At 29.4% G+C, this 23,339-nt stretch carries 16 protein-coding genes and 1 pseudogene; 9 read left to right on the top strand and 8 right to left on the bottom strand.

The genetic code is table 11. The features are described from left to right. The first annotated feature begins 243 nt into the window (after nucleotides 1-243). Nucleotides 244-1,437: an ADP-forming succinate--CoA ligase subunit beta gene (sucC, locus tag AWN65_RS06690; protein ID WP_014164319.1), complete on the top strand. Its 1,194-nt coding sequence runs from the start codon at nucleotides 244-246 to the stop codon at nucleotides 1,435-1,437. A 259-nt stretch (nucleotides 1,438-1,696) separates the two neighbouring features. Here sucC and AWN65_RS06685 read toward each other — a convergent pair whose 3' ends face one another. Both AWN65_RS06685 and AWN65_RS06680 read right to left on the bottom strand, forming a co-directional pair. Beyond that, nucleotides 1,697-2,266 (bottom strand): dual specificity protein phosphatase family protein, encoded by a 570-nt coding sequence (locus AWN65_RS06685; RefSeq protein WP_060382459.1) that lies wholly within the window; start codon nucleotides 2,264-2,266, stop codon nucleotides 1,697-1,699. Continuing rightward, nucleotides 2,266-4,188, bottom strand: a complete 1,923-nt coding sequence (locus AWN65_RS06680; protein ID WP_060382458.1) for an LTA synthase family protein — start codon at nucleotides 4,186-4,188, stop codon at nucleotides 2,266-2,268. The genes AWN65_RS06685 and AWN65_RS06680 overlap by 1 nt, the downstream gene beginning before the upstream one ends. Before the next feature lie 122 nt (nucleotides 4,189-4,310). Between AWN65_RS06680 and AWN65_RS06675 the strand changes: the two genes are divergently transcribed. From AWN65_RS06675 to AWN65_RS06665, 3 genes are all read left to right on the top strand, one after another. Next, nucleotides 4,311-5,735: an L-serine ammonia-lyase gene (locus AWN65_RS06675; RefSeq protein ID WP_060382457.1), complete on the top strand. Its 1,425-nt coding sequence runs from the start codon at nucleotides 4,311-4,313 to the stop codon at nucleotides 5,733-5,735. 185 nt (nucleotides 5,736-5,920) lie between these two features. After that, nucleotides 5,921-6,253: a HopJ type III effector protein gene (locus AWN65_RS06670; RefSeq protein ID WP_060382456.1), complete on the top strand. Its 333-nt coding sequence runs from the start codon at nucleotides 5,921-5,923 to the stop codon at nucleotides 6,251-6,253. Between the two features lie 331 nt (nucleotides 6,254-6,584). Next, a complete protein-coding gene (locus tag AWN65_RS06665; protein ID WP_060382455.1) occupies nucleotides 6,585-7,622 on the top strand; it encodes a S66 family peptidase in 1,038 nt (345 codons plus the stop codon). Between the two features lie 515 nt (nucleotides 7,623-8,137). Here AWN65_RS06665 and AWN65_RS15190 read toward each other — a convergent pair. The 4 genes and pseudogenes from AWN65_RS15190 to AWN65_RS06640 form a co-directional block, all read right to left on the bottom strand. Further along, the gene (locus AWN65_RS15190) at nucleotides 8,138-9,499 is read right to left on the bottom strand and encodes a hypothetical protein (protein ID WP_063744209.1); all 1,362 of its coding nucleotides are present in this window, start codon (nucleotides 9,497-9,499) and stop codon (nucleotides 8,138-8,140) included. Nucleotides 9,500-9,954: 455 nt separating this feature from the next. Then, nucleotides 9,955-11,195 (bottom strand): annotated as a pseudogene (locus tag AWN65_RS06655) (MFS transporter). A 374-nt stretch (nucleotides 11,196-11,569) separates the two neighbouring features. After that, nucleotides 11,570-13,258, bottom strand: coding sequence for a single-stranded-DNA-specific exonuclease RecJ (gene recJ, locus AWN65_RS06645; RefSeq protein ID WP_060382453.1), 1,689 nt, complete (start codon nucleotides 13,256-13,258; stop codon nucleotides 11,570-11,572). Nucleotides 13,259-13,649: 391 nt separating this feature from the next. Further along, nucleotides 13,650-13,976: a YbaB/EbfC family nucleoid-associated protein gene (locus tag AWN65_RS06640; RefSeq protein ID WP_060382452.1), complete on the bottom strand. Its 327-nt coding sequence runs from the start codon at nucleotides 13,974-13,976 to the stop codon at nucleotides 13,650-13,652. Between the two features lie 81 nt (nucleotides 13,977-14,057). Between AWN65_RS06640 and AWN65_RS06635 the strand changes: the two genes are divergently transcribed. Both AWN65_RS06635 and AWN65_RS06630 read left to right on the top strand, forming a co-directional pair. Further along, nucleotides 14,058-16,118, top strand: coding sequence for a S9 family peptidase (locus AWN65_RS06635; RefSeq protein ID WP_060382451.1), 2,061 nt, complete (start codon nucleotides 14,058-14,060; stop codon nucleotides 16,116-16,118). A 49-nt stretch (nucleotides 16,119-16,167) separates the two neighbouring features. Beyond that, nucleotides 16,168-17,205 carry a PLP-dependent cysteine synthase family protein gene (locus tag AWN65_RS06630; RefSeq protein ID WP_060382450.1) on the top strand — a complete coding sequence of 346 codons (1,038 nt, stop codon included), beginning with the start codon at nucleotides 16,168-16,170 and terminating at the stop codon, nucleotides 17,203-17,205. A 619-nt stretch (nucleotides 17,206-17,824) separates the two neighbouring features. On the opposite strand, the gene AWN65_RS06625 is transcribed toward AWN65_RS06630, so the two are convergent. Further along, a complete protein-coding gene (locus tag AWN65_RS06625) occupies nucleotides 17,825-18,766 on the bottom strand; it encodes a LysR substrate-binding domain-containing protein (protein ID WP_060382449.1) in 942 nt (313 codons plus the stop codon). Nucleotides 18,767-19,152: 386 nt separating this feature from the next. Here AWN65_RS06625 and AWN65_RS06620 point away from each other — a divergent pair, with 386 nt between their 5' ends. After that, on the top strand, nucleotides 19,153-19,635 hold the full coding sequence (locus AWN65_RS06620) for a Dps family protein (RefSeq protein WP_060382448.1): 483 nt from the start codon (nucleotides 19,153-19,155) through the stop codon (nucleotides 19,633-19,635). Here the strand turns inward: AWN65_RS06620 and AWN65_RS06615 are convergent. Beyond that, nucleotides 19,632-20,834, bottom strand: a complete 1,203-nt coding sequence (locus tag AWN65_RS06615) for an LETM1-related biofilm-associated protein (RefSeq protein ID WP_060382447.1) — start codon at nucleotides 20,832-20,834, stop codon at nucleotides 19,632-19,634. The genes AWN65_RS06620 and AWN65_RS06615 overlap by 4 nt on opposite strands. Before the next feature lie 208 nt (nucleotides 20,835-21,042). Here AWN65_RS06615 and AWN65_RS06610 point away from each other — a divergent pair, with 208 nt between their 5' ends. Beyond that, the gene (locus tag AWN65_RS06610; protein WP_060382446.1) at nucleotides 21,043-21,948 is read left to right on the top strand and encodes a hypothetical protein; all 906 of its coding nucleotides are present in this window, start codon (nucleotides 21,043-21,045) and stop codon (nucleotides 21,946-21,948) included. 4 nt (nucleotides 21,949-21,952) lie between these two features. Further along, nucleotides 21,953-23,335 carry a hypothetical protein gene (locus AWN65_RS06605; protein ID WP_060382445.1) on the top strand — a complete coding sequence of 461 codons (1,383 nt, stop codon included), beginning with the start codon at nucleotides 21,953-21,955 and terminating at the stop codon, nucleotides 23,333-23,335. Nucleotides 23,336-23,339 lie beyond the last annotated feature (4 nt).

The following is a 23,339-nucleotide window of genomic DNA, read 5'->3' as shown; positions in this document are numbered from 1 at the left end:
TGATAAAAATAAAAAGTTCTTTTTTGACTGAAAAAAAAATAAAGATTTAAAATAAAATTACAACAAAATGTTTTTTATGTAACATTTTAGGTTAGGGGATTGCTTTAAATCTGAAAGGGTTTAAAAAATAGAAAACAAGTAATAATATTATTTCATTACTTTAAATAAAAGTTAGATTGAATTATATTTTTCTTTTGAAAATTATTATTTTTGTGCCACTTTATAAAAGTCAAAAGAAATATTATGAATTTACACGAATATCAAGGGAAACAGATATTAGCAAGCTACGGAGTACGTGTTCAGCGTGGTTATGTAGCAAACAATGCTGAAGAAGCGGTTGCTAAGGCAAAACAACTTACAGATGAAACAGGTACAGGATGGCATGTGATTAAGGCACAAATACATGCTGGTGGTCGTGGTAAAGGTGGTGGTGTTAAGTTGGCTAAAAACTTAGATCAGGTTAAAGAATTAGCAGGTCAAATCATTGGAATGGATTTGATAACTCCTCAGACACCTCCAACAGGAAAAAGAGTTCATAAAGTTTTAGTGGCAGAAGATGTATACTACCCAGGCGAAAGTGAAACAAAAGAGTTTTATATGTCTGTATTATTAAACAGAGGAACAGGTCGTAATATGATCATGTATTCTACTGAAGGAGGTATGGATATTGAAGAAGTAGCAGAGCACACACCAGATAAAATCTTTACAGAAGAAATAGATCCGGCTGTTGGTCTACAAGGTTTTCAAGCTAGAAAAATTGCTTTTAACTTAGGATTATCAGGTGAAGCATTCAAAGAAATGGTGAAATTCGTTGATGCTTTATACAAAGCATACGTTGGATCTGATTCCTCTATGTTTGAAATCAATCCTGTTTTAAAGACTTCAGACAATAAAATTATGGCTGTAGATGCAAAAGTATCTTTAGACGACAATGCGTTATACCGTCATGCAGATTTAGCTGAAATGCGCGATATTACAGAAGAACGCCCAATTGAAGTAGAAGCTAAAGAAGCAGGTTTAAACTATGTAGATTTAGATGGTACTGTAGGTTGTATGGTAAATGGTGCAGGTTTAGCTATGGCTACTATGGACTTAATTAAGTATGCAGGTTATGAACCAGCAAACTTCTTAGATGTAGGAGGTACAGCAGATGCTAAACGTGTAGAAACAGCTTTCCGTATTATATTAAAAGATCCAAATGTAAAAGCAATCCTAATTAATATTTTTGGTGGTATTGTTCGTTGTGATCGTGTAGCACAGGGAGTAGTAGATGCTTATAAAAACATGGGAGATGCTATTAATGTTCCTATTATTGTGCGTTTACAAGGAACGAATGCTGAAATAGCAAAAGAATTAATTGATAATTCAGGTATGCCAATTTTATCAGCAGTTCAATTTCAAGAAGCAGCCGATCAAGTAAAAGTGGCTTTATCTTAATAAATTTTTAGTTTACCTATAATAATAAAAACCCAAAGCAGCTAATTACTGTTTTGGGTTTTGCATATATAGAGGTTTTGTTTGAGTTTTTATAATATTTCTAAAGAGTTCTAAACTAAATGGTCAATTTTGTGATGAAAATTAGAAGCATAAAAGAGATAAAGTAAAAAATATAACATAAGTTTAGTCAAGATCTATTTTGGAACTATAAAAAAACTCGAGTTCTATAACTCGAGTTTAAATAAAATTTATAGTAAAACTATTTTGTTTCGTTTCGTTTTTTATAATTGTGAAGGAAATCACCTTTTGGTTTTCCTAAATCAAAAGAAGAATATTTGGTTAATATTCTAGTAGAAGTACGCGCTTTGTCTTTATTCCAATTTTCATATTCTATTCTGTAAAGAGCTGAGTATAATTCGGCTCTGCCTACACCATGATAACAATGAATTAAGACAGGATAATTATTAGGATTATCCATAATTTTATAAAATGTTTCTAAATTTTGTTCTGTAGGTACTTGGTCAGAACCATTGTTAAAATAATTAAGACCTGGTATTTTTGCAATAGCTTGCTTTTCAGCCGTTAATTCAGAAGGGACTTCTGGGTTATTTTCTAAATCAGCAGTTCCAGGGAAGCGCAAGTCTACAATTGATTTTATTTTGTACTTTTTCACGTAATCTTCTATTTCATCTGGTGGTATAACCCCGCTTTTGTATACTTTTCCTTCTGTAATGGTTTCAAAGTTATGATTTAGGTGCATATCATATACGTATTTACCACCTATGACACTTCCTAATATTGCTATGAATAATATTATTTTCTTGTTCATTATTGAGCTAATTTTTTGTCTATAATTCTATCAAAATAGTCTTTAATTAATGCTTTACAAATTTCTGCTGTTTCCAGCATTTCCTGGTTAGGCTTTAGACTAAGTTCTTTTTCTAATGCTTTATCATTTTTATCGTAAAAATGAATGTCTTGATTACCATCAAAAGTACAAATATAATTCCCTCTTTGTAATTGATAACTATTACCGTTAAAATTTATTGCAAAAGGCATTATGTCTGTTTTATTTACTAAACTTCTTCCCCAGCTTCTAAAGGGTTTTGAGTAGCCAATCATATCTAATAGAGTAGGGTAAATATCTATTTGTTGTGCAAGATCACTGTTTTCACCTTTTAAGCTCCTGTCGGGTTTGTAAATAAGAATGGGTACGGCTTGCCTATTTACAATTTTGTCGTATTCAGGATATGCTGTAAGGTTCGTATGATCAGCGGTTATAATAAATATTGTATTTTTAAACCAAGGTTGTTTTTTAGCTTCTTCAAAAAAACGTTTGAAAGCATAATCTGTATATCCTACACATTGGTGCATTGGGCTTGTTCCTTTTGGGAATTTACCTTCGTATTTTTTAGGTACTATATACGGTTCGTGCGATGATACTGTAAATATTGTGCTAAAAAAAGGCGTTTTCTTTTGATCTAATGTTTTTTTCATGAATTGCATAAAAGGTTCGTCCCAAATTCCCCATACACCATCGTGTTGTGTATCGTCATTAAATTCTGTTTTTCCATAATAATGATCAAAACCTAAAATATTTCCAAATCCCATGAATCCCATAGATCCATTAGGAGCTCCATGAAAAAAAGAAGTATCGTAACCCAGTTCTTTTAAACAAGAAACCAAAGATTGAATTTTTTGATTAGGGTAAGGAGAAGAGGTAAAGGCATCTCTAAAGGATGGGATACCAGCAATAACTGATGACATTCCGTGAATAGATTTGCTTCCATTAGCATAGGCATTTGTAAAGATTAAACTTTCTTTAGCTAATTCATCTAAAAAAGGAGTATAACTCTTAAAACCAGGGATGGTCGTATTTTTATTCATACATCCCCAATATTCTCGTCCAAAACTTTCTGTTATAAATACAACAATATTAGGTTTTGTGAGAGGGTAGTTACGGTATTGTTTAATGGGTTGTATTTGATTTTTTAAAACAGAATCGTTGATTGTATAATTAACTTTTTGAAATGTTGTTGTGCGAAATGTTCGAATTAATGCAAAAGGGGTATTTAAAACTATATCTGCATGTTGTGGTTTTGTAACATATTGATTGGCATCTATGAGGTTAATAGGACGAGTACTTTTTTTAAAATCACCTCGTATTCCACCTATTGATAAAACTAAAATAATAATAACTCCAATTTTTGAAGTTAAAAAATATTTCCAATTATGTTCAATTTTTTCTTCTTGAACTTTAACTAACTTGTATAATTTAATCCAGACAAAAGCCGTTATAAAAAAGAGTAGATAAACATACCAATAGCTTACAATAAATCTAAAAAACATATTTCCTTTATTAGATTCATGTTTAGCTATATCTAAAATAGCAATAGTGGTTCTTGAATAAATATATTTATAGTAAATAAAGTCAATAAAATTAGTTGCGTAGGCTATTAGATTAGTAATGAAGTATACATATAACAGTACTGTTTGATAACCTTTGCGTGTATTAATCCATAAAGGAAATATAGAAAGTAATATGAAAAGAGAATTTACGTATAATATAGCAGTAGTATCAAAAGTTAATCCATGAAACGCTAATTTTAAAAATTGACCTAAAGAGTCTATTTTTAAAAATTTTAGATTAAAAAGAGTAAAAAGAATTCGAACGAAGGAGTAAAAAGCATATACTAGTAATATTCTGTAAATTAAAGCTTTATATTCTTGAATTCTAATATGTTTGATCATTGCTTTGTTTTTTTAGGACAAAAGTAATTGATAAAATGATATCTCTATTTATATTTTTTAAAAAATTAACGCTTTTTTGTAAGCAATAGGAACCTTATCTTTGTACGCTAAAATAAAAAATTATGGAAGAGTGTATTTCAGTATTTGATATGTTAAAAATAGGAGTAGGGCCTTCAAGTTCGCATACTCTAGGTCCTTGGCGTGCAGCTGAACGATTTTTAAATGAAATTAAAGAAGCAAACATTCTAAATAAAACAAATAAAGTACAGGTAGACTTATATGGATCTCTTTCATTGACAGGAGTAGGTCATGCAACGGATTTGGCCGTAATGTTGGGGCTTAGTGGACAAGATCCAGAGTATATTCCAGTGCAAGATATTGACGGAATCATTCATCATATTAACGATTCTAATGAATTAAAATTAGCTAATGAATTTGTTGTAAAATTTAATCCCAAAATAGATATTGTATTTAATAAAAACTTTTTGCCTTTTCATGCCAACGGATTAACTTTTACTGCATTTTATGAGAATGAAAAGTATGAATCAACATTTTATTCAATAGGAGGAGGATTTGTTGTAAAAGAAGAAAGAGTATCTGCAAAAGAAAAAGAAGAAGTAAAAAAGGCATTTCCATATCCCATAAATTACGCAACTGAATTATTAAATTATTGCCAGCAACAAAATAGAAAAATATCAGAAATAGTTTATGATAATGAAAAATCAATTCGTACAGAAGATCAAATTCATAATGAACTATTAAGAGTATGGAACACCATGCTAGAATGTATGTATATAGGCTGTCATACAGAAGGAATCTTACCAGGTGGATTGAATGTAAGAAGGAGAGCATTTGATATACATCAAAATTTAATCGGTCTAGCGCATTATAATTCGCCACAAGAGTGGTTAGAAACAATACGTAAAACCGAAGTGAAATTTAGACAAATACTTAAATGGGTATCTTGTTTTGCACTAGCAGTTAATGAGGTTAATGCCTCATTAGGTAGAGTTGTTACAGCACCTACTAATGGGAGTTCTGGGGTAATACCAGCCGTGTTAATGTACTATATGGTCATAGAAAATCATCAAGCTAATGAAGAACAAATCAAACAATTTTTGATGGTAGCAGGCGAAATTGGTTCTATTTTCAAAAAAGGAGCCACCATCTCAGCGGCTATGGGAGGATGTCAAGCAGAGATAGGGGTTTCATCAGCTATGGCGGCGGGTGCTTTGTGTGAAGTAATGGGAGGGACACCAGAACAAGTTTTAATGGCAGCAGAAATTGCCATGGAACATCATTTAGGACTTACTTGTGATCCTATTGGTGGTCTTGTGCAAATTCCTTGTATAGAGCGTAATACAATGGGAGCTATTAAGGCTATTAACGCAGTTGAACTAGCACTAGAAACGGATCCTAAAAATGCAAAAGTACCATTGGATAAAGTGGTAAATACCATGTGGGAAACAGCTAAAGATATGAATAATAAATATAAAGAAACCTCAGAAGGAGGATTGGCAGTTGCCGTAAATATGGCTGATTGTTAATATATGTATTAATTAAATTCCGAAGGTGTCTGAAAAGTTAAAACTCAATGTTTAGTCTGTTACTTCGACGGTAGGAGAAGTTACATTATCAGCATCATGTGATTTTTTCTTCTGGTTAAGATGATAAGATTGTAACTTTTTCGGATAGCTTTTTTATCTTTGACTCAATCAAAAAATAAAAATTAATGGATCTTTTAATTCAAAAAATAATAAAAGAAGAAAATATTACCTTTGAAGAGGTTATTGCGCATATTGATGCAAATTATGAGTTTGTACCTACGCTTTTTAAAAATGGAAATCAGATAAATCAAGCAGGAGAAAATAATGGTTCTTGTAAAATATTTTCTTTTTCTCTTTTACATAAATTATCTAAAGAACAAACGTTAAAACTTTTTGGTAAATTTTATCAGGATGTAATAGCAACCCCAGAGGCAGAAGATCATCAAAATATACGGAATTTTATTGCATTTGGTTGGGATGGAATTAAATTCCAAAAAGAAGCTATTTTACCAAAATAAAAATACGTATAGAGCTACTTTAAACATTTTCTTATTTGTTTTATTATTTAAGGAAATTAATTTAAAATTAAATTATGTGTTAGATTTTGTGATGAAGAAGAAAGAACAAAGTACATAAAAATAACAGAAATTTTTTACCAAAACTTTATTTTATAATATTGAGAACAAAAATGGAATGTTTTTATAGACGTAAAGTACTTTTTATCTGTAATAAATTTCTAATGTGGAATCTAATTTTAAACACTAATAGTTTGTATTATTTTAGTTTTATGAGTAAAAAATACTTATCTCCAAAGTCTATTTGAAAATATTTTACATAAACCTTTATAAAATGAACTTAATTAAACCAAAATTACTTAAAAAAGGAGATAAAGTAGCTACTATTTCACTTTCTTGGGGAGGAGCAGGAGAGATTCCATATAGATATGAACAAGGTAAAAGACAAATTCAAGAAGTATTTGGTTTAGAGGTTGTTGAAACAAAAAATGCTCTAAAACCAGCAAAATGGATTTATGAAAATCCACAAGAAAGAGCAAATGATTTAATGGAAGCTTTTAAAGATACCTCTATTAAAGCTATTATTTCCAATATAGGAGGAGAAGATAGTATTCGTATTTTGCGATACATAGATATTGAAATAATAAAAAACAATCCAAAAATCTTTATTGGTTTTTCAGATTCTACAATCATACATTTTTTATGTTTAAAAGCAGGTTTATCATCATTTTACGGAACTTCAACTTTAGTGGGTTTTGCAGAAAATGGAGGAATGCATCAATATCAAATAGATGATTTAAAAAAAACATTATTTAGTAAAAATCCAATAGGAGAAATTTTACCAAATAAAGAAGGTTGGACTTCAGAACGACTTGAATGGTTTGATCAATCTTTATTACACACTAAAAGAAAGTTAGAACAAAATTTAGGCTGGAATTTTTTACAAGGGAAAGGGATAGTAAGAGGAAAATTAATTGGTGGATGCCTAGAAGTACTAGAAAGACTTAAAGGAACTGTTTATTGGCCGGAATTAGATAAATTTGAAAATGCTATTTTATTTCTAGAAACTTCAGAAGTTATGCCGAGACCTGAATATATAAGATATTCATTAAGAAACTATGCAGAACTAGGTATTCTTAAAGCTTTAAAAGGGATTATTGTAGGGAGACCTTATCATAATGAGTTTGTAAGCGAGTATGATAATGAAATAAAAAAAATATTGCTTGAAGAAAAACTAACGGATCTACCTGTAATAACTCAAATGGACTTTGGTCATACTTGTCCAACCTTTACTATTCCCTTTGGTGTAGAAGCAGAGATAGATTGTGTAAATAAAAAATTTAAAATATTAGAAAGTGGAGTAATTGAATAAAAAAACAAGAATAATAAAAACATTCTTAAAGAAATTTTATTCTGAAAAAAACAGGTAATTTCAATATATAAAAAATAGGATTTAACCCAAATTACACATTAGAAATATTAAGTCTAAAAAAAATCCGTGTATATTCTTTCATTACAAAATAAAACACATGATTTAGGGGTATACCATTTAAACTTTGAAATTTCTCTCATAACACTATTTTTTTAACCTTGAGACTGTCCAAAAAGTTCACAATCTTGTTATTTCTACCAAAGGGAGAAATAACATAATATTGATTATGAGATTCCTCCTTACGCAGGAAAGACAAATTGCATGTTGATTTAGACACTATCCTATTAAGGCACATTCAGAAGTAACCTCACTTTTGTAAAAAAATAAAACAATGACCCATTTTGATTTACAAATTTGGGTCATTTTTGTTTTTTAAAGGATTCAAATGTTTAAAAATAGGTTTTTGGGTCGCAACACGACGCACGTTCCCCTATGATGCTGGTCTTACATTTTTTTTATGCTACTAAAGTTTGCTGTTGTAGATAAATCCGTCTCCCTATTTCTAATGCATTGGCTGTGTGAATGCCAAAGAAAATCCAAAGGATCTCACTTTTTTGGGTTTTGGCTTTGATTTTCTTGAGATGGTAATGTTCCTTCTCCTTGCCAAAACTTCCTTCTAGTCGAGTAGCTCGTTCTTTCTTGATGTGTTGCGCTAAAATTTTGCGTTGTTCTTCATTTTTTCCAGCTTTTCCTTTACGTACAAAATCGGTTTGGATAGTATTGGTAGACGTGAAGGTTCGATTTTTATTGGTAGCATAAATGGCATCGGCTCCAAGTATTTTTACTTTTGTTTTAGTTAAATTCTGAGCGCAAAAAACACTGCTTTGCAGACGAGTTCCTTCGTTGAAAGCTCGATATTGAATGTGTTCGATGAAGTTAATGCCATCGATTTGAATTTTGTTTACTTTGGCTCCAAATTCAACTTGCTTTACTTCTTTCCCGCGAACAATTGGGCGGATATAACTTTTGCTAATACTTACAATCCTGTCTGGAACACTTTTACCAGTTTTAAATATCTGAATTTGTTGTTTGTATACTTGTTTGATAATCAGGCGCTGTTTGCTATATTTTGTAGTGGCTTCAAACGGATTTTGTGCTTCAATACGGCTAAGTTCGCCATTGAGTTTGTATAATAATTTAAGTAAACCTCGGGTAACTTTTGTGCGATGTTTTGATTGTTTTTTTCTCTTTTTTGAATATTGATTGTATCGCTTACACCAATCTAAATATTTAGTTCTTGGTAGTTTTATTTTAAACAAATGACACAAAGCTTCCATTTGCTTATAATTCCACTGTACACACTCCCAAAGCAATTTCTGGTTCGTAGGAAAGCGCACTTCACTCTCGTAACAAGTAGCATCCGTAAGCATTTTATCTAAATCTCCCATATAAGGAATCCAGTTCTTAGCTAGTACTTCTTGAGCTTTGCCAATGGTTAAAGTCTTGGATAGCTCCATTCTGATTTGACTCACGATTTTAAAGTTTTTCAAAGGTTTATCAATCGGAATCAGAATATCACAAAAAAATTGCATAAAGATATTTCCATTGAGAAGTTCAATCAACTTTTTATCCGAACAACCGTAGTAGTTTTTAAGCATCATCAGAGCAATTTTGCCTTTAGGACTAAAATAACAATGAGTCCCTTTTTGAGAATCTTTCAGTTTGAAGGCTTGAGCAAGCTCTGAAAAAGGCATCGAAAGATAAATTTTACCCAAATCTGTTTTTAAAAATTGGGCGTAAAAACCATCAAAATCTTTATTGATAGTAAAAAATGGAATTTGGTATTGAAATTCGCTTAAACGTATTATTTTTGGCATAGCATTTAAAGAAAAACCCCGTTTTTGACTCTTTTTGAGCAATTTCGGGGTTTGTTTCTTCTAAAATAACACTTATTTTGTTGATATGCAAGTGTTTGGGTAATTATGAATGTGCCTATTAAAAGCAATAAAAATGAGTGTTGGTTCTCGATGCGCTTCGCGCTCTAACTAATGATGATTTCAATTATATACTCAACCGTTTGTTTGAGTTGTTTTAAAATAAAAAAAACATATCGAGAACTTTACTTTTTAATCCAGTATATTTTAAGTTTAAATGGTATTAATATTAATTAAGATATACATATATCGTTCAGAGATCAAATTAATCACTGAAAAATAATACTTACCTTTTTATTAATGAAGTTTGAAAGTATATTTAAACGAAGAGAAGTTAGCTTACATCTCACTTTATTTTAAGTTTATTATATATAGTTAGGGGAAAACAATAAATATTTTTATTTGTCAATATTTAAGCTTCTGAATTTTGGTGAAGCTATAGTCATGCTGCCTACTACTATCAGTGTCATGATTCCTCCAAAAAGGACAGCATTTACAGTACCCATAAGTTTTGAAGTAAACCCACTCTCAAAAGCACCTAATTCATTAGATGAACCTACAAATATAGAGTTAACAGAGGAAACTCTTCCACGCATATTATCAGGTGTATAAAGTTGGAGTATAGTAGATCGAATTACTACCGAAATTCCATCAGTAACACCACTTAAAAATAAAGCCAGAACTGAAATCCAAAAATTTGTAGATAAACCAAACATAATAATACAAATACCAAAACCAAAAACAGCCCATAATAGTTTTTTACCGGCCTTATGATTAAGATCAAGATGTGTTGCCACTAACATTGTTATTAATCCGCCTATAGCAGGTGCTGCTCTTAAAATACCAAAACCTTCAGAACCGACTTTTAAAATATCTGTTGCAAAAACTGGTAACAATGCTACTGCACCACCAAAAAGAACAGCAAACATATCTAATGATATAGCGTTTAAGATAGTCTTATTATTAAAAACAAAAAACAATCCTTCCTTTAGACTTTCATATATTGATTCTGTCTTTTGTGTGTTTAAAACGGGTTTAGGTGTAATTTGGAAAAGAGCAAATAATCCTACTAACACAAACACTAGTACCATACACATAGCCCCAAAAACACTCATCCAACTTATTAGAAAACCCGCTAATGCAGGACCTATAGTAGCTGAAATTTGCAAGTGGAACTACTCCAAGCGGCAGCATTTGATTTTTCTGAATGAGGTACTATTAAACCCAATAAGCTAAACACCGAAGGAAAAATAAAAACTCGGGCTATACCTCCTAAAAAAACCAATACGTATATACTATAAAGGACCTCTTTACCTGTAAAAAAAGAGGAATAAAATGGATTGACTAGATTTGTTAAAACAAATGAAAGTACAAATAAAGTAATATAACACCTTATCAACATTTTTCGCTTTTCATTTTTATCTACTATATGCCCAGCAAATAATGCTAAAGCAATAGCTGGAATTACTTCCATCAAACCTATTAACCCTAATGACCATGGATCTTGGGTAATCCTATATACTTCCCATTCTATAATTATGAATTGCATAGACCAAGCCAGTACAACTGCTAATCGCATAGCTAAAAACCATCTAAATTCTTCAATTCTTAATGATGAATAAGGATCTTTATGTTTTATTTTTGACACTTTATTGTTATTTAATCGTTTTACTTTTTATCAAATTACATCTAGCCAGATGTTTTTATACGCAATAGTACAAATAAAGATTCTAAATAGTATTCTTTTAAGAACAATAAGAATAATATAACGAAATTAAGAATACCGTTTTCAAGTGATTTAATGGTATAATATTTTTTGTTTTTCAGACAAGTAAATGTTAAAACTAAAAAGCAAATAGATTAAAGGAGAATAGGTTGTTATTTTAAACAAATAATTAGATATGAGTCCAAACCCTACTATTAAAAGAGTATATGTTAATTGAGGTGAAATTCCAAACTCTTTTAGTTGTCTGTTGAATAACTTAAATTGAAATTTAAAATATACTATTTTTATCATCTTATATCTCTCAATCTAAGTTGTAGTGAAATGTTTCCATTCCATTCATTTTCTTCAATGGAATATACTGCATCAAATCTTCGTAAATTAGACGTAAGGATTTGTTTTTTTCCAATACCAAATCCTATCGCGCTATAGCTAGCACTCATATTTTGCTTTACAAAAAGACGGAGGTGTTCTTCGTTTTGACCTACTGTTTTGCCATAACCTGTATCATGTATTGATTTTGATATAAAAATAGGGGGCATATTTTCTGGTCCAAAAGGTTCAAATTGTTTTAAAATACGCATTAATTTAGGTGTAATATCTTCTAACTGGATTTCTGCATCTATACTGATTTCTGGTGTCAATAAATCAGGATGGATAGATTCTTTTACTGTTTGTTCGAATGCTTTTTTGAAAGGAATATAATTTTCTTCTTTTAGTGTCATACCTGCAGCATACATGTGTCCTCCGAATTGTTCTAAATGTTCCGCACAGGATTCAAGGGCATTATAAATATCAAAATCTTTTACAGAACGAGCAGATGCAGCTAATTTATCGCCACTTTTTGTAAAAACAATAGTTGGACGATAGTAATTTTCTACTAAACGAGAAGCTACGATTCCTATAACTCCTTTATGCCAGTTTTCTTGATAAACTACGGTAGAAAAACGATTTATTTCTTGGTTTTCTATGATTTGTTCGAGAGCTTCTTCTGTTATTTGTTTGTCTAGATCTTTTCTATCTGAATTAAAAATTTCAATATCAGCGGCACATTGAGAGGCTTGTAATAAATCAAATTCTGTTAATAATGATACTGCATAATTTCCATGTTTTATCCTTCCTGCTGCATTTATTCGTGGTGCTATAACAAATACCACATCTGAAATGGTTAGCTGTTTTTTCTTTAAATTTAATATTAAAGCTTGTATTCCTGGTCTAGGTGACGTATTAATTACTTCTAATCCAAATTTAGCTAAAACTCTGTTTTCTCCCGTTATAGGTACTATATCAGCTCCTATAGCCGTAGCTACTAAATCTAAATAAGGAATTAATTCTTGAATTGTTTGATTTCTTTTAGAGGCTAATGCTTGTATTAATTTGAAGCCTACTCCACAACCACATAATTCCTTATAAGGATAAAAACAATCTTCTCTTTTAGGATCTAATATAGCTACAGCGTCTGGTAAAACAGATCCAGGTCTGTGATGATCGCAAATAATAAAATCAATTCCTTTTTGAGAAGCATATTTTACATGGTCTACAGATTTAATACCGCAGTCTAAAGCAATAATTAAAGTAAAATCATGATCCTCAGCAAAATCAATTCCTTTGAAAGAAACGCCGTATCCTTCTGTATAACGATCAGGAATGTAAGTAGCCACATTAGGATAAAAACTTTTTAAATAAGAGGAAACTAAGGATACAGCAGTTGTACCATCTACGTCATAATCACCAAAAACTAAGATATTTTCACGACTTGAAATAGCCTTTTCAATTCTATCTACCGCTTTATCCATATCTTTCATGAGATAAGGATCATGCAAATCAGATAAAGATGGTCTAAAAAACTTTTTAGCTTCATCAAATGTCTCTATTCCTCTTTGTATTAATAGAGTAGAGATTATAAGATCCACTTGAAGAGCATCTTGTAAGGCTTGTATTTTTTCTTGATTTGGCTTAGCTTTTAATGTCCAGCGCATAAACTATAGATGATAATATTGTTAAAATTATATCATTTCTTTTGTGTTTAAAAAGAATTATAATAAATATTTTTATTACATAAAGTACTAAGATCTTTAATATTCCTTTTCATTCAAATATAGATAATTTTAAAAAATATAAAATATTTTGTATACTACATTTTGAAAAAGAATCATATTTAATATCATTTTATAAGAAAAAAGTATTAGTTAAAGCTCTCAGTTTAAATATACATGATATGCCTTTTAGTAAAAATCAGAACCAAAACAATTTTTATGAAATAGAATGTTATTTATCACTACTTCTTTAATATAAAACTGCTCTCAAAAAATCTCATTCTGGAGCAGTTATTAGGATAATATTTTTTTAAATATTTTAGCTCTTAAAAAATTATTTAAACAATCCATCCATTCCAGGAATATTAGGCATCCCATCTTTAGCAACAGCACCTAATTCAGCTTCGTTTACAGCTGTTGCTTTTTCAATAGCTTTGTTTAATACGGTTACTAAGTAATCTTCTAATTGCTCTTTATCCTCTAGTAAAGTATCCTCAATGGTGATACTCCTTATTTGGCGATTAGCAGTTAAGGTTACATGCAATAATCCATCACTACTTTTTTCATCTACTAAAACAGTATCTAAACGTTTTTTAGTATCTTCAATTTTCTGTTGGGTTTCTTTTAATTTGCCCATCATGCCTATAATATCTCCAAACATAATTTTTTTAGTTTTAATTTAGCCGCAAACTTACTAATTTCATTTATGAAAGTGTAAATTTGTAATTCAAAAAATAATAAAATGTCAGATACCTTTATACCTCCTGTGGCTAAGATTATACCACAAAAATTAGAAATACATAATGATGTACGTATAGATAATTATTATTGGTTAAATGATCGAGAAAATCAAGACGTAATTGATTATTTGAATGCTGAGAACACATACTATCAGCAAATGACTGCGCATACGAAGGATTTTCAAAAAGAATTATTTCAAGAAATGAAAGCGCGTATAAAAGAAGACGAATCATCTGTACCTTATCTATATAATGGATATTGGTATATTACGCGTTTTGAAAAAGGGGGGGATTATCCTATTTATTCCCGTAAAAAAGAAAGTTTAGAAGCTCCAGAAGAAATTTTGTTTAACTGTAACGAAATGGCAAAAAACTTAGCATACTTTCAATTAGGAGGAGTAAGTGTAAGCCCAAATAATAAGTTTGCTACTTTTGGTACAGATACAGTAAGTCGTCGTATATACACGATTCAAATTAAAAACTTAGAAACGGGTGAAATCCTCACTGATAAAATAGAAAATTGTACAGGAGCGTCAATTTGGGCCAATGATAATAAAACCATCTTTTACACTACTAAAGATCCAGTAACACTTCGTTCAAATAAAGTGTATAAACATAAAATAGGAACAGATGTTTCAGAAGATATATTAGTTTTCGAAGAAAAAGATGAAACTTTTAGTGTGTACATCTACAAAGAAAAATCAAAAAAATATTTAGTAATTGGTTCTCAAAGTACCATGACCACTGAATATCAGTATTTGAATGCTGATACACCAGATGAATCTTTCTTGATTTTCCAAAAACGAACCCGAGGTTTAGAATATACAATTTCACATTTTGGTGACAACTTTTATATATTAACAAATAAAGATAATGCCACTAATTTTAAACTAATGAAAACTTCTGAAACAACTACTTCAAAGGAAAATTGGGTAGATGTTTTACCACACCGTGAAGATGTTTTATTAGAAGATATTGAAATTTTTAAAGATTATTTGGTAGTTGAAGAGCGTTCTAATGGGTTAACCCAATTACGAATCATACCATGGAGTGGAGCAGAAGCATATTATCTTCCTTTTGAAAGTGAAACTTATACAGCTTATACATCTACGAATGTTGATTTTGATACAGAAATTCTTCGTTATGGGTATCAATCACTAAAAACACCTTCTTCAATTATAGATTTCAACATGCGTACACAAGAAAAAGAAATCAAAAAAGAACAAGAAGTTTTAGGAGGTGCGTTTGTTAAAGATAATTACGAAGAAAACCGAGTATGGGCAACAGCTCGAGATGGTGTAAAAGTACCTATTTCATTAGTATACAAAAAAGGAATTGAACTTAATGCACAAAGACCTTTGTTGCAATATGCCTACGGTTCGTATGGTTATTCTATGGATTGTACTTTTTCAACCACCCGTTTGAGCCTTTTAGACCGTGGATTTATTTATGCAATTGCTCATATTCGAGGAGGAGAAGATTTAGGTCGTCCTTGGTATGAAGAAGGTAAATTACTAAAAAAGAAAAATACTTTTACCGATTTTATAGATTGTTCTAAGTTTTTAATTGAAAATAAATATACTTCAGCTCAACATTTATATGCAGAAGGAGGATCAGCAGGCGGTTTATTGATGGGAGCAATTATAAACATGAATCCTGAGTTGTATAACGGAATTATTTCTGCAGTACCATTTGTAGATGTCGTAACAACTATGTTAGATGATTCGATTCCATTAACCACAGGAGAATATGATGAATGGGGTAATCCAAATCATAAAGAATATTATGATTACATGAAATCCTATTCGCCTTATGATAATGTAGAAGCAAAAGAATATCCCAATATGTTAGTAACAACAGGTTTACATGATTCACAAGTTCAATATTGGGAACCTGCTAAATGGGTTGCTAAGTTAAGAGCTTCTAAAACTGACAAAAAATTATTATTTTTAGACACAAATATGGATACAGGACATGGTGGAGCTTCAGGCAGATTTGAAGCTTTAAAAGAAATAGCAAAAGAATTTTCGTTTTTGTTTCAACTAGAAGGAATCAAACGATAAAAAATTAATAGCTTTGTAGTTCATTATCCAGAAAAAATTAATAAACTGTATGAAGACAGAAATTAAGGCTTATAGCTCTATTTTAGAATTAATAGGAAACACGCCTTTAATTAAATTAAATAAGATAACGGATTCCTTTAAAGGAAATTTTTATGCTAAGGTAGAAGCTTTTAATCCAGGACATTCTACAAAAGATAGAATTGCTTTATACATCATTGAAGAGGCTGAGCGCAGAGGGATTTTAAAACCAGGTGATACAATAGTAGAAACAACTTCTGGTAATACGGGTTTTAGTCTTGCTATGGTGAGTATCATTAAAGGGTATAATTGTGTTTTGGCCGTGAGTTCAAAATCTTCACCTGATAAAATAGATATGCTCAAAAGTATGGGAGCAAAAGTATATGTTTGCCCAGCCCACGTTTCTGCAGATGATGAACGTTCTTATTATAATGTAGCAAAACGGTTACATGAAGAAACAAAAGGATCTATTTATATAAATCAATATTTTAATGAATTAAATGTTGAAGCACATTATAAAACAACAGGTCCTGAAATTTGGGAACAAACAGGTGGTCAGATAACGCATATTATTGCTTGCTCAGGTACAGGTGGAACATTATCAGGTACAGCAAAATTTTTAAAAGGACAAAATCCTAATATTAGAATTTTAGGAGTAGATGCTTATGGTTCAGTGCTAAAAAAATACCATGAAACAAAAGAGTTTGATTCAGATGAAATTTATCCTTATCAAATAGAAGGATTAGGGAAAAACTTGATTCCTACCGCTACCGATTTTGATATTATAGACCGTTTTATTAAAGTTACAGACGAAGAAAGTGCTCACATGTCTCGAAAATTAGCTAAAACAGAAGGAATTTTTGCAGGGTACACTTCAGGAGCCGTTTTAGAAGCTATTAGGTTATATGATGAAGAAGCTGAATTTAATGAAAAGAGTGTAGTAGTGGCAATATTACCCGATCACGGATCTCGTTATATGAGTAAAGTATATAATGATGAATGGATGCGATCTCAAGGCTTTTTTGATAGTGTAAACGCAGAAGATCAAAAAGTAGAATTTATAAAATAAAGATTAATATTTAAATATAATCGTCTAAAATGCTGTGAAGCATTATAAAATAGAATATTGCAGAAAGGGGCTGTCAAAAAAGTGATAAATCAATATGCAGTTTGTCAATCTGACGTAAGGAGAAATTTTATAATCAACATATTATGTGGTTTCTCTCTCTGGTTCAAATGACAAGATTGCGGACTTTTTGGACAGTCTCTTTTTTATTTATGAAAACTCAAAAAACGTTACCTAACGTATAAAATATTCAAATAATTAGATGAACAATAAGGAAAAACAAACAACGATTTAAGGGTAAAATGAAAGGATAACATTTTGAAAAAATTTACCAAATTTATGGCATTCTAGAAATTAAAATAAGAGAATCATATCCCGATGATAGATATAAAAAATCATCTATTAATAAAAAAGGATAGCTAAAAAACTATCCTTTCAATTATCGTATAATCATCAAACTTATTGCTGGTTGGTTGCTCCTCAGCAGAGCCAACTTCCTCTTGAATTTGATGTTGGAATATAAGCAATTTAAAATGAAAAATGCCCACTTTTTTAACTACATTATCTTAATTTAAAAAAAGATTTTCTAAAATTTGTTTATGTAAATAAATATTTATTGGACTTATTTTTTTGAAAGGGGACTAATGATTTCAACATTTTGAAAAGCAATGGCACCTCTTAAAATTCCTGAAATTACATTGCGCAAAGCATCTATGATATGGATTTTTAATTCATTTTTAGGAATTAATAAACTGATTTCTCTAGATGGTTTTGGATCTTTAAAATGACGTAGTTTTAATTTTTCTTTATCAGATAATTCTAAAGTATGTAAATAAGGAAGTAGCGTAACGCCTAAGCCTTCGTTAGCTAATCGTATTAGTGTTTCAAAACTACCACTTTCTAATTGAAATTTGTTTTCTTTAGATAGGTTTCTGTTTTTACAAAGATTTAATATTCCATCTCTAAAACAATGTCCATCTTGTAGCAATAAAATTTCTTCGACATTTAGATCTTCAATTTCTAACTCATTTTTGTTAAACTTACTATGACTTTCAGGAACATAAACCATAAAAGGTTCATAATACAATACGATTTCTTTTATTTTTTCTTCTTCTAAAGGTGTGGCTGCAATAGCAGCATCTAAATGACCATTTTTTAACTTAGTTATTATTTCAGAGGTGTTTAATTCTTCTATAATAAGCTTTACTTTTGGATATTTTTTTATGAAATTATTTAAAAACATAGGTAGTAAGGTAGGCATTACTGTTGGGATTATCCCTATTCTAAACTCACCTCCTATAAACCCTTTTTCTTGGTCTACAATATCCTGAATTCGATCCGCTTCATTCACTATATTTTTAGCTTGTTCCACAATTTTTCTTCCAACTTCGGTAAGTTGAATAGGTTTTTTTGTTCGATCAAAAATGATAATATCCAGTTCTTCTTCAATTTTCTGAATTTGCATACTTAGTGTAGGCTGTGTTACAAAACATTTTTCAGCTGCTTGTGTGAAATTTTTATGTTCAGCAACCGCTAATACATATTGTAATTGTGTAATAGTCATTTTATAAAGTTCTTTTATACAAATATAAGTATAATCAATTTGTTTTATAACAAAAAGTAGTTAAATAAAAATACTTTTGTAAAGTGAAATAACGATCTGCTTTGTTTAATAAGGAAGAGCCTTCTAGTCATAGAAAAGTTAATAAAACGATGGGGTTATTTTATAAAAGTAAAATGAAGTAAATTATTTTTATTTTTTAATAAGTATTTTATAGCTTTAAAATAATAAGTTTATTTAAAAGTAAAGTACTTTTTTAATAGAACTAAAATTGGGATATTTTATAAATTTAGAAAAAGAGTTAGCTATTTTATTCATAAAAATAATTTATAAAAATTTAAATCATAACATTTTTAAGATTTAAATAATATTAATTAAAAAGCATTAAAATGAAAATAAATAATTTAGGATTACCAGTAGAAGAAACAAAAGAATTAGTTGTGCAACTAAATAAGTTGTTGTCTAACTTTCAAATTTATTATCAAAATTTGAGAGGTTTACACTGGAATATACGTGGAAAGCGATTTTTTGACTTGCATCTAAAATTTGAAGAACTCTATAATGATGCACAACTTAAAATAGATATGATAGCAGAGCGTATTTTAACTTTAGATGGAGTTCCTTATCATACTTTTGAAGACTATTTAAAAAATAGTGAACTTACAGTAGGTAAAAAAATTTCAAATGACGAAAAGGCAATTAGACTTATTGTAGAATCTATTACTACTTTGTTAGTAATTGAACGTAAAATCTTAAAAGACTCAGATGTTATAGATGATGAAGGTACCAGTTCAATGATGAGCGATTTTATAAAAGAACAAGAGAAGACTATTTGGATGATGAGTGCTTGGTTAGAAGAAACGATGGATTAGTTTTTGTCTAAGTTTTCATTGAAAGCTGAAGGAAGAAGCTGAGGAATAAACTTGATTAGTATAGGTAATAGTAGACTACCTCCAGGAACTAAGAAAATAGTAAGAGAAGGGATTGTTTTACAAATGTCTAAAATTTGCGTTTTAACTTTTTTCTTTTCTTCAGGATTTAATTCACGCACAGTAGATTGTGATAATAAAACAACAAGTTCTTTGCTTTGTGAAAGTTCGATTAAAAGTCGTTTTTTATTTCTTTGTATCAAAGTTTGAATATTTAAACTAGTTTGATCGTAAAAATGTTTGACAGGGTTTGAATAATTAAAATAAGGAATATTTTGCTTATTAAGGCGTAGGAAAAGATCCATATCCTTTATACTTTTACTAATAAAAGATTCTGAAAGATTTAATTGATGATTTAAAAGCTTTAAAAATTGATATTCTGACTCATCCATCTTACCATCATTCCATAATGCCATATTAGTAAGATCCATGAGGTAAAATTTTTCATAATCATCTACTAAATAAGAAAAGTCAATATTTTCTAAGGTTGTTTTAGTATTTATTCTGTTAAATTTAGAATAACGTACAGATGAATCAAATAATTTTTGTAGAAGGTCATCGTATACTGATTTCGTAGTTTTAGTAGTTAAAGCTAATGAAATAACATTGACAATTATTTCTTCAATTTTTTTTAGATATTTTTTAGGAAAAAAACCATTTTCAATATATTTTTTAAATGCTAATACATCAATGAATAACAAAGCATTAGTTACTATGTGAGAGAAATTTTTACTAATAATGTTGTCATTAGTTTTAATGCGATTAGAAATAATTTTTTCTAATTTACTTTCAAGGCTATCATTTGGTAGAAAAAAATCAAAAAGACCAGAATCTTTTGGATGTAGTTCTTGATAAAAAGTAACAATTTCTTTTGTAAAAAGAATACAGTCATTGTTTTTTTTTACAATTTGATAAACACCAAATAAAGAATTTAATAAAGCAATTTTTGAAATCTCTTCTATAGTAAGTGAATGAATTTCAATAGGAGTAGAGGTTACAAAATGAGTGGTATAGCCAACTAAGAAGCCTGTATTTCTTGTAGCTAGATAAAAACTTTCAAAATCAAATATATTAAATTGTTCTTGTGAGGATTGCTCAAAGAAAAATTTCTGGACCCAACCGTGTGCTGATGGATTTATCATACAACAAATTAATAGAAAAAAAGAAATTCAAACAAATTTAAATAATGTAATCTAGTTAACATTTAATTAGGAATTTCAAAATTATCTTTGTAATCATAAATTAAATTTTAGGAATACTGTAAATAATAGACTGAATTGCCTAAAATAAAAAAGAATATATAAAAAGATAAATTTTAGTAACTAAAAAAATAACCAATAACACAAAAAAATGAATATTAAGTTAAAAATTGCATTATTATTACTATCAGGTATTGTAAGTCAACCTTTAGCAGCACAAGGATGTAGTGATGCTGGATTTTGCTCTGTAGGAAATCCTTTTAAAACAGTTAATAAAGATATAAAAAATTATATAGAGGTTAATGCAGGTTATGGTTTAGGAGAGAAAAATACAGGTATTATATCCTCTCACATAGCTTATACACGTTTGTTTACAGATAGATTGGCCATGAATGTTAAGGTTACAGGTTTATCTGCTAATGGTAATTTAGGAACCAAAACAAATGTAGGAGATTTATTTATAACAGCTAATTATAAATTAAATGATTCAGATAAATTAAAATGGTCAGGATTATTAGGTCTTAAAATTCCATTTACAAAAGGAAATGATAAGATTAATACTATTTCTCTACCTATGCCTTATCAGTCAAGTTTAGGTACTTATGATATTATAGGAGGTCTTGAAGTAGGATTAAAAAAATGGGATTTTAATTTAGCAACTCAAATTCCATTAAGTGATAATAAAAACTCTTATTTGAGTAATTTATCTTCTAATCAAGAATTTGTATCCTCTAATTTATTGCATAGAAAACCTGATGTGTTGTTTAGATCAACTTATAAGATTTTATTGGCAAATGAACAATTAACACTAAAACCTAATTTACTATTTATTTATCATTTAGGAAATGATTCTTATATAGATCAATTAAATCAAAAAATAGAAATAGCTAATTCAAACGGATTAACACTTAATGGAAATATTATTGCAAATTATAAATTAGGAGCTAATAGCAGTATAGAAACTTCTTTAGCAGCACCTTTTATAATACGTAAAGTTCGCCCTGATGGATTAACGAGAGCTCTTACTTTTGGTGTAACGTTTAAACAAGGATTTTAATAAAATGCGAAATTTAATTGTTTTAGCCTGTGGTATAACCAGTGCCAGTTTTGGTCAAAAAGTAATTTCTGAAATTTCCTATAAAGAAGAAAAACAACCTTTAGAGTATGTTTATCTACCTAATCAAGATAAAGTTGTTTTAATTCAAGGGAAGCCCGTAAATAAAATATACAAAAACGAGATACAAGACATTTGGTCTTTTGATAAAGATGGATTTACACAAAAATTAATTTCAAACGAGAAATTAACTAACTGTGTTTTTTCACCAATAGAAACAGCTTTTTTGATTGGTAAAATTTCAGATAAAAATGAATTCCCAAAAGAATATAAACTGAATTTAGACGGTTCTTCAAGTAATTTTTTTAAGATTAACGAAAACTTTAGATATTTTAATGATATTTACGGACTTTCCATAGTGAATCAAAAAAATAATGATAAAGTAGATCTCAAAAATGATGAGTTATTTTTAAAAGTAGTCGATCTGTTTTCAGGACAATCAACTCAAAATAAGTTAGTAAAACCTGATTTAAATAAAATTGAAAATAAAACAACAACCGTTTATTCAGAAGGAGTAAATTTTGATGTTCGTATAAATGAAGATAATATTAGTTTTATTACCAAATCAATAAATAAAAATTATAAATCAGCCACTATTTATAGGAGTTTATACAACCTTAACGGAACAAAAATAGGTGATTTTTCGTATTTAATAGATGTACCTAAATATTATTTGTTATTTGCTGATAACGGAGGAGGAACCATATTAGATGCTAAAGCCAACAAAAAACTTTCTGAATTAGCAATTAATAATTATCTAGTCGATAAAGATACAGGAAACGTATATGTGTTTGGTATTTTTGGAAATGAACCTAAAGAATTAGGAGAAAGCATTAATATTCCATTAGGAGTATATGTATTTAAATTTGATGCCAAAGGAAAACTAATTTGGGAATCAGTACAAGAAATTATAGATATAACAGGATTTAATCAAAAACAAGATATATCTAAAATTAATTTGTCCTTAAGAGTTCGTAAAGATGAGGTATTATGTACTGTCAATTCCAAAGAATTAAATTATTCAGATGTAATTGTCATTCAAAATGATACAGGACAAAAAAAATCAGATCAATTATTAAAATTTACTTCTGATGAAAGTGTTGTTTACGAATACGGGATTAAATCTAATTTAATAATAGATCAGTTTAAACAATTTAGAATAGATAAAGAAACCCTTTATTTTTTGAATACTTCTGATTCGTTACAAAAATATTTTAATTCACTAGATAAAACAAAATCATTATTTTTCAAAAGCTATATTTCCAAAAAAGGCTTTTGGCTAATAGAAACGGATAATGCTTCTTATAGTAGAGTGTTATTTTTTAGTTAAGTTT

This window comes from Flavobacterium covae (assembly GCF_001534645.1).
GTDB classification, from domain to species: Bacteria; Bacteroidota; Bacteroidia; order Flavobacteriales; family Flavobacteriaceae; genus Flavobacterium; species Flavobacterium covae.
This window is presented reverse-complemented; position numbering and strand designations above follow the sequence as displayed.

What these genes read in the sequence shown, in the direction of transcription:
- sucC (WP_014164319.1), top strand. Translation starts at nt 244, where the DNA reads ATGAATTTACACGAATATCAAGGGAAACAGATATTAGCAAGCTACGGA.
- AWN65_RS06685 (WP_060382459.1), bottom strand. Translation starts at nt 2,266, where the DNA reads ATGAACAAGAAAATAATATTATTCATAGCAATATTAGGAAGTGTCATA.
- AWN65_RS06680 (WP_060382458.1), bottom strand. Translation starts at nt 4,188, where the DNA reads ATGATCAAACATATTAGAATTCAAGAATATAAAGCTTTAATTTACAGA.
- AWN65_RS06675 (WP_060382457.1), top strand. Translation starts at nt 4,311, where the DNA reads ATGGAAGAGTGTATTTCAGTATTTGATATGTTAAAAATAGGAGTAGGG.
- AWN65_RS06670 (WP_060382456.1), top strand. Translation starts at nt 5,921, where the DNA reads ATGGATCTTTTAATTCAAAAAATAATAAAAGAAGAAAATATTACCTTT.
- AWN65_RS06665 (WP_060382455.1), top strand. Translation starts at nt 6,585, where the DNA reads ATGAACTTAATTAAACCAAAATTACTTAAAAAAGGAGATAAAGTAGCT.
- AWN65_RS15190 (WP_063744209.1), bottom strand. Translation starts at nt 9,499, where the DNA reads ATGCCAAAAATAATACGTTTAAGCGAATTTCAATACCAAATTCCATTT.
- recJ (WP_060382453.1), bottom strand. Translation starts at nt 13,258, where the DNA reads ATGCGCTGGACATTAAAAGCTAAGCCAAATCAAGAAAAAATACAAGCC.
- AWN65_RS06640 (WP_060382452.1), bottom strand. Translation starts at nt 13,976, where the DNA reads ATGTTTGGAGATATTATAGGCATGATGGGCAAATTAAAAGAAACCCAA.
- AWN65_RS06635 (WP_060382451.1), top strand. Translation starts at nt 14,058, where the DNA reads ATGTCAGATACCTTTATACCTCCTGTGGCTAAGATTATACCACAAAAA.
- AWN65_RS06630 (WP_060382450.1), top strand. Translation starts at nt 16,168, where the DNA reads ATGAAGACAGAAATTAAGGCTTATAGCTCTATTTTAGAATTAATAGGA.
- AWN65_RS06625 (WP_060382449.1), bottom strand. Translation starts at nt 18,766, where the DNA reads ATGACTATTACACAATTACAATATGTATTAGCGGTTGCTGAACATAAA.
- AWN65_RS06620 (WP_060382448.1), top strand. Translation starts at nt 19,153, where the DNA reads ATGAAAATAAATAATTTAGGATTACCAGTAGAAGAAACAAAAGAATTA.
- AWN65_RS06615 (WP_060382447.1), bottom strand. Translation starts at nt 20,834, where the DNA reads ATGATAAATCCATCAGCACACGGTTGGGTCCAGAAATTTTTCTTTGAG.
- AWN65_RS06610 (WP_060382446.1), top strand. Translation starts at nt 21,043, where the DNA reads ATGAATATTAAGTTAAAAATTGCATTATTATTACTATCAGGTATTGTA.
- AWN65_RS06605 (WP_060382445.1), top strand. Translation starts at nt 21,953, where the DNA reads ATGCGAAATTTAATTGTTTTAGCCTGTGGTATAACCAGTGCCAGTTTT.